At 74.0% G+C, this 6416-nt stretch carries 5 protein-coding genes; 2 read left to right on the top strand and 3 right to left on the bottom strand.

What is annotated here, in order from left to right:
• Positions 1-97 precede the first annotated feature (97 nt).
• From ACFWFR_RS16260 to ACFWFR_RS16250, 3 genes are all read right to left on the bottom strand, one after another.
• Positions 98-931: a cohesin domain-containing protein gene (locus ACFWFR_RS16260; protein ID WP_377623647.1), complete on the bottom strand. Its 834-nt coding sequence runs from the start codon at positions 929-931 to the stop codon at positions 98-100.
• A gap of 48 nt (positions 932-979) precedes the next feature.
• Positions 980-2788 (bottom strand): amidase family protein, encoded by a 1809-nt coding sequence (locus ACFWFR_RS16255; RefSeq protein ID WP_377623646.1) that lies wholly within the window; start codon positions 2786-2788, stop codon positions 980-982.
• Positions 2789-3020: 232 nt separating this feature from the next.
• Positions 3021-4007 (bottom strand): hypothetical protein, encoded by a 987-nt coding sequence (locus ACFWFR_RS16250; protein WP_377623645.1) that lies wholly within the window; start codon positions 4005-4007, stop codon positions 3021-3023.
• Between the two features lie 191 nt (positions 4008-4198).
• Here ACFWFR_RS16250 and ACFWFR_RS16245 point away from each other — a divergent pair, with 191 nt between their 5' ends.
• Together ACFWFR_RS16245 and ACFWFR_RS16240 are read left to right on the top strand one after the other, a co-directional pair.
• A complete protein-coding gene (locus ACFWFR_RS16245; protein WP_377623644.1) occupies positions 4199-5134 on the top strand; it encodes a hypothetical protein in 936 nt (311 codons plus the stop codon).
• Positions 5135-5329: 195 nt separating this feature from the next.
• On the top strand, positions 5330-6175 hold the full coding sequence (locus ACFWFR_RS16240; protein ID WP_377623643.1) for an SDR family NAD(P)-dependent oxidoreductase: 846 nt from the start codon (positions 5330-5332) through the stop codon (positions 6173-6175).
• Positions 6176-6416: the final 241 nt, after the last annotated feature.

The following is a 6416-nucleotide window of genomic DNA, read 5'->3' as shown; positions in this document are numbered from 1 at the left end:
GGACCTCGTCACCGAGGCCCGGCCCGTCGCTCCGTCGAGCGCGCCCCCCACGGGCGCGCTCCGCGCTCCCGCCCCTGTGCCGGGGGCAGGAGCGGCGCTACTCCGCGCCGCCCTTCGCCTGGCGGGCGCGGTGGCGTCGGGCTGCGACGACGAGCCCGACGCCGACCAGCAGAGCGAGGAACGCCGCGCCGGCCGCGAGGCCGACGGTCGCACCGGTCGAGGCGAGCGAGCCCGAGCCCGTGCCTCCGGTCGACCAGGGGTCCGACCCGCCGTCGGAGTCGACGAGCGTCGCGTCGTCGGTGGGCTCGTCGGTGCCCGGCCCATCGGTGCCAGGACCGCTCCCCGGCTCGTCGGTGGGCGGGTCGGTCGGTTCGACCGCCACGGCCGTCACGGTGATCGGCGCGGTACCGAGACCCGTGACCTCGGTCGCCTGGGTCGCGGCGTCGACGAGCGTGGCCCGCTCTGCGGTCACGGCACCGTCCCCCGCGCCCACGGCCACGAAGTCGAGGGTCGCGAGCGTCAGGTCTCCCTCGGCGGCCGGCGAGGTGCCGAGCTTGGTCTGCGTGAGCACGACCGAGGACCCGTCGGGACCGAGCGCCGCCTCGTGGAACCCGGAGATGTCGGTGGTCCCGCTGCCGTCGACGTACTCGAGCACCTCGGGGTCGAAGCCCACCGTGAGCTCGTACGCGAACAGGTCGGTGACCCCGGTGGCGGCCACGGTCACCGAGACGGTGTCACCGACCTCGACCGACGAGGCCGAGGCCGTGACCGTGTACGAGCCGACGGTCGTCGCGGCGCTCGCCGCTCCGGCGCCGCCGAGGAGCGTCGCCCCCGCGAGCGTCAGCGTCGCCGCACCGGCGACGACCCGCCGGGCGGCCAGCCGTCCTGCGGCGCCCCGCTGCGGTGCCCGTGATCCAACGGCTCGGTCCATGGTGGTCGTCCTCTCGAACAGTGAAGCAGGTGTCGTCGTCCGCACGGCTCAGCCCTCCAGCTCGGGGAACAGCGCGGGTGCGTGGCGGTTGAGCGAGCCCTGCTCGTACCCGTAGGCCAGGCCGAGCAGCGTCCCCTCGTCGTAGGCGCGGCCGATGAACTCGAGCCCGATCGGTGCGCCGTCGCTCGTCGAGCCGTCGAGCTCGGCGGACGCGAAGCCCATGGGCACGGTCACGGCGGGCAGGGCCGAGAACGGGCTGAGGCGGTTGTTGGAGCCGCTCGAGTAGCCGGTCGGTCCCGAGGTCGAGGGGTAGATGATCGCGTCGACGTCGTTCGCGTCCATGGTTCCCTCGATGGCCCGGCGGCCGAACGCGATCTCGCCGTCGTGCTGGGTCCTCCACGCGTCGTACGTCTCCTGGGTCACGAGCGAGCGGGTGCGCAGGGTGCCCGCCAGCGCGGAGAGGTAGTCGCCGCCCGACGCCACGATGTCCTGGAGGGACCGGTACGGCACGGCCGGGGCGGCGAACTTCGTCAGGTACGCGTTGAGGTCGTGGCCGAACTCGTTGGTGCTGCCCGACGACCACGTCTGGATGGTCGCCATGTCCGTGATGGCCAGCGGCACGACCTCGGCCCCGCGGGCCTCGAGGTCCGCGACGGCGTCGGCGAACAGGCGCTTGGCGGTCGCGTTGGTGCCGATCGTCGTCGGGTCGTAGCCGATGCGGGCTCCGTCGAGGCTGTCGGCGTCGAGGAACGAGGTGTAGGAGGCGGGCCGCCGGGAGTCGGTGAGCGCGGTCGCGGCGTCCTCGGGGTCGGAGCCCGCGACGGCGTCGAGCGCGATGGCCGCGTCGGTCACGGTGCGGGTCATGGGCCCGCCCGTGTCCTGGGACAGCGCGAGCGGGACGATCCCGTCACGGCTCGTGAGCCCGACGGTCGAACGCACGCCCACGAGCGCGTTCCACGACGAGGGGATGCGGATCGAGCCGCCCGTGTCGGTGCCGAGCCCGATCACCGCGAAGTTGGCGGCGATCGACGCCCCGGACCCGCCGCTCGACCCGCCCGACGTCTTGCCGGGCGCGTACGGGTTGGTCGTGGTGCCGCCCAGCGAGCTGTCGGTCGTGGTGTTGACCGCGAACTCGTAGAGGTTGGCCTTGGCGAGGATGACGGCACCGTCGGCCCGCAGGTTCTCGATCATCTGGGCGTCCGACGACGTCTGGTTCGCCCGGAGGCACGTGCACCCGGCCGTGGTCGGCATGTCGACGGTGTTGTAGTTGTCCTTCGCGATCACGGGGATGCCGTGCAGCATGCTGCGCGGGCCGCCCGCGGCGCGCTCCTTGTCGAGCTCTGCCGCGATCTCGAGGGCGTGCGGGTTGACCGTGATGATCGAGTTGATCTGGTCGTCGTACGCCTCGATCCGGTCGAGGTACATCTGCGTGAGCTCGACCGCGGTCAGCTCGCCCGAGGCCATGGCCTTCTGGATGTCCACGGTGCTCGCCTCGAGCAGCGTGAAGGCGCCGTCGTCGTAGAGCATGCGCTGGGACAGGGCGGCGACGTCGGTCACGTCGATCACGCCGCTGCCGTCGAGGTCGGCGGCCGCGACGTCGGCCCAGCCGGCGTCGGTGCTCGTGGTCCCGACCGCCGCGACGAGCAGCGACAGGTCGTCGGTGTCGACCGTGCCGTCGCCCGTCAGGTCGGCCTCGGTGTAGAAGGGCGCCCCGAACGCGAGCCCGGTCGAGGACTGGTCGGCGGGAGCGCCGACAGCCGTGGTCGCGGTCAGACCCAGGGCGATCGGCGCGGCGATCGCGGCGAGGGCGACCGGAGCGGCGGCGAGGAGGCGCCGTCGTCGTACGTGTGTGGTCACGGAGATGTCCCTTCCGAGTGCGCCGAGGGCAGGGCGAAGCACGCCGACGGCGGCGGTTGATCTGGGGAGGGCGCGCACCCCCGTGCGCCCACAGCGAGGCTGCCACCCGCGTGTTTCGGCGCGGTGTCGCGGCAGTTTCGACCGCGGCGCGGTCACTCAGAACCGTGTCTCGTCTGCTGCTCGATGTCTCGATGTCGCAAGAATCGAGACATCGGGACAGGGGACAACGAGCTCAGCCCTTCGCGCGTGCCGCCCGACGGCGTCGCCTCGCCTCCTCGGCGCGACCCTCCGCGGCCGCGAGCTCGGCGTCCACGCCGGCCAGCTCCTCCTCGGCCGCGGCGAGCGCCGCACGTGCCTCGTCGAGCGCGCGGTGCGCGTCGTCGTGCTCGGCGGTCAGCCGGGCGATCTCCTCGTCGAGCGCGGCAAGGCGCGCGTCCAGGGGCCCGACGGCGTCGCTCGCCTCGCGCACGGCGTCGGCGGCCTGGTCGCGGCGACCTTCGAGCCGGTCGATGTCCGCGGCGGCCTCCGCCACCTCGCGCTCGGCTGACTCGAGGGCGGTATCCGATCCAGAGTGTTCGGCCGCGACCGGCTCGTCGGCAGGCGCCTCGACGTGAGGCTCCCCGGCGCGTCCCGACGGCTCCGCAGCCGCAGCGCGCCGCGCACCAGCACCTCTCCGGGCCTCGCGCTCGGCGCTCAACGACACGACGTCGGCCGTCTCACCGCTCTCGTCGACGATCCCGAACCCGACGTACTGGAGCGCCCGCGTGAGCCGCCCTGCTCGGACGAGCGCCCCGGCGTCGCGGTCCATGACCGCCGCGGTGAGCGTCTCGCCCAGCCGCCGCAGCACCTCGCTCGACACGGCCCTGCCGCCCACGCCCGCCGACGACACCTCGGCGACCAGGGCGTCGACCTGCCGTCGGCGCTCGTGGTCGAGCTCGGTGAGCCGCGCGCGGTCGCGGGCCTCGGTCGCGGCCCGGAGCTCGTCGCCGAGAGCCACGAGGTCGTCGATCGCGTGCCCGTGCGCGCGGGCGACCTGGTTGACGACCCACGCGGCCACCGTCGGCTTGGTCAGCGCGCGCAGCCGGGCCGCGCCCACGGCATCGCCCGCTGCTTTCGCCTGCTTGACCGCAGCGTTCCGGGCCGCGACGAACTCGTCGAGCGGCAGGGCGAACAGGTCCTCGACCGCCTGGTCGCCGCCCGCGCCGGGATCCTCGCTCATCGCCCCAGCGTCGCACCGTTCACCCTGCGGTGCCGAGCATGCGGTGGTCGTCGAGAATCGGGCCGGACCGGACGACGACCGCATGCTCGTGGAGCAGCAACCGCATGCTCGGCACCTCCGATAGTCTCCGGAGTCGACCGCACCGGGCGCACGGCCCGGGAGCGCGGACCGCCGCCGACCCAGGGGAGCCCGTGGACAAGGACCTATCGCTCGGCTCGACCGCTGCCTCGGCCCCGGACGTCGCAGCCGACCCGGCCCCCACCGACACCGACGTCACGCCCGACCCAGCCACCATCCCCGCCGCACCCGCCGACCCGACCGGTGCTCCGCCGTCGGGCCTCGCGGACACCCCCGTGAAGCCCGGGCTCGACGACCTCGTCGCAGGCTGGGTGGGCCGGGCCCTGGACGTCTACCCGCGCCCCGGCCTGCCGCTCACCACGCACTGGGACGCCTCGGCCGCAGGCCTCGTGCGCCAGGTCCCGTACGTGCCGCGCTTCGCGACCAAGCCGCTCGAGCTGCTCGACCGGTTCGGGGCCGTGCACGTCGGCCCGCAGGAGATCGGGTTCGACGGCGACGCGGTCGACTGGGACCGCGTGATCGAGCTGCGCACGCACCCCGCGTGGTCGAGCCTGTCGGCCGACGCGCTCGAGGCGAACTTCGCGCAGTACCTGCGTGTGATCCCGCGCCTGCCCGGCCGCGGCTGGGTCCTGGGCAAGGTCTCGGAGCTGCTCGTGTCGCTGTACCTGGCGGTCGTGCCCCTGCCCGACGACGTCGCTCGCCTCCTCGAGGTCGGCGGCACCGCAGGCGACGACGCGCCCGACGAGGGGCCCGAGGCGGTCGCGGAGCGCGACCTGTTCACCCGGCGGACCGTGACCGAGATCGTCTACAAGCGCCGCTTCGGCGAGGGCGAGCGGCAGGCGTGCACGACGTCGGTCCTGCTGCAGCTCGCGTTCCCCGAGTCGACCGACGCCATGCTGGCGCTCGCGGCCGAGCGGGGGGTGCGCGTCGTGCACGTGCCGGTCGACGAGGGCGAGATGGGCGCGACGATCAAGAGGGCCGCGTCGTGGCGGTCGGCAGCGCTGGGCCTGCGGGAACGCTTCGCGCGCGCAGAGGGCCCGACGGCGTAGCCCGCCCGGGCGGTCGTCGTCGTCCGTGCGGTGGTCCGGGGGAGCGGCGGCGTGTGCCGCCCAGGGGCCGGTCGTGCGGCTGCCCCCGTGCTCGGTCTACGCTCCGAGGGGACCGGGTGGCGGGCGAGGGGCCGGCCGCACGGCGAGGGCGCGCCGGGACGAGCGCCGGCGGCACGACACGAGGCGAGGCGGCACATGGCACGCAGGACGATCGTCATCACGGGGGCGAGCGACGGGATCGGGGCGTCCGCGGCCCGGCAGCTCGCCGCGGACGGGCACCAGGTCGTGGTCGTCGGGCGCTCGCCCGAGAAGACCGCCGCGGTGGCCCGAGACCTGGGGACCGACTTCTTCGTGGCCGACTTCGCGCGCCTGGCCGAGGTGCGGGCGCTCGCAGCCGACCTGCTCGACCGCTACGAGAGGATCGACGTCCTCGCGAACAATGCGGGCGGCATCATGGCCGACCGCCAGGTCTCCGAGGACGGCCACGAGCTGACGTTCCAGGTGAACTACCTGGCGCCGTTCCTCCTGACCACGCTGCTGCTCGACCGCTTGGAGGAGAGCCACGCGAGCGTCGTCAGCACGAGCAGCGCCGCGCACCGGCTGTTCAGCGACTTCCACCTCGACGACCTCGAGGCCGAGCGGTCGTACGCGCCCAACGCGGCCTACGGGAACGCGAAGCTCGCGGTCAACCTGTTCACGCGCGAGCTCGACCGCCGGTACCGCGCGTCGGGGATCTCGGCCGCGTCCTTCCACCCGGGCGTGGTCGCGACGAACTTCGCGGCGACCTCGACGAGCAGCATGCGCGTCATGTACCAGACGGTGCTGAGCCGCTTCCTCACGTCGTCGGCCAAGGGGGCCGACACCCTGGTCTGGCTCGCGACCACGACGCCCGGCGTCGACTGGGAGCCGGGGAGCTACTACGTCAAGCGGAAGATCGCGACGACCCACCCGCTCGTGAGCGACGCACGGCTCGCCGCCGAGCTGTGGGACCGGAGCGTCGCGATGGTGAGCGCGGCGGACGCGTCGGGGACTGCCGCCTGACGGCTGCTCGGCGTCTGGGCCCTGGGCCCTGGGGCACATGGGGCGCATGGTGGTTCGGTGGGGTCTCGGGTGGTGGCCTCGCCAACTCGGGTCTCGCCCCTTCGGTGCCGACCATGCGGTTGTCGTCGGTTTCGTCCTCGAGACGAACGCCGACCGCATGCTCGGGCGACGCCAACCGCATGCTCGTGAGCGCCGCGCGTCCCGGACAGCACGACGGGCCCGGTGCTCTCGCAACCGGGCC

The sequence above is a fragment of the Oerskovia sp. NPDC060287 genome (genome assembly GCF_042726775.1).
In the GTDB taxonomy this organism is placed as follows: Bacteria; Actinomycetota; Actinomycetes; order Actinomycetales; family Cellulomonadaceae; genus Oerskovia; species Oerskovia merdavium.
This window is presented reverse-complemented; position numbering and strand designations above follow the sequence as displayed.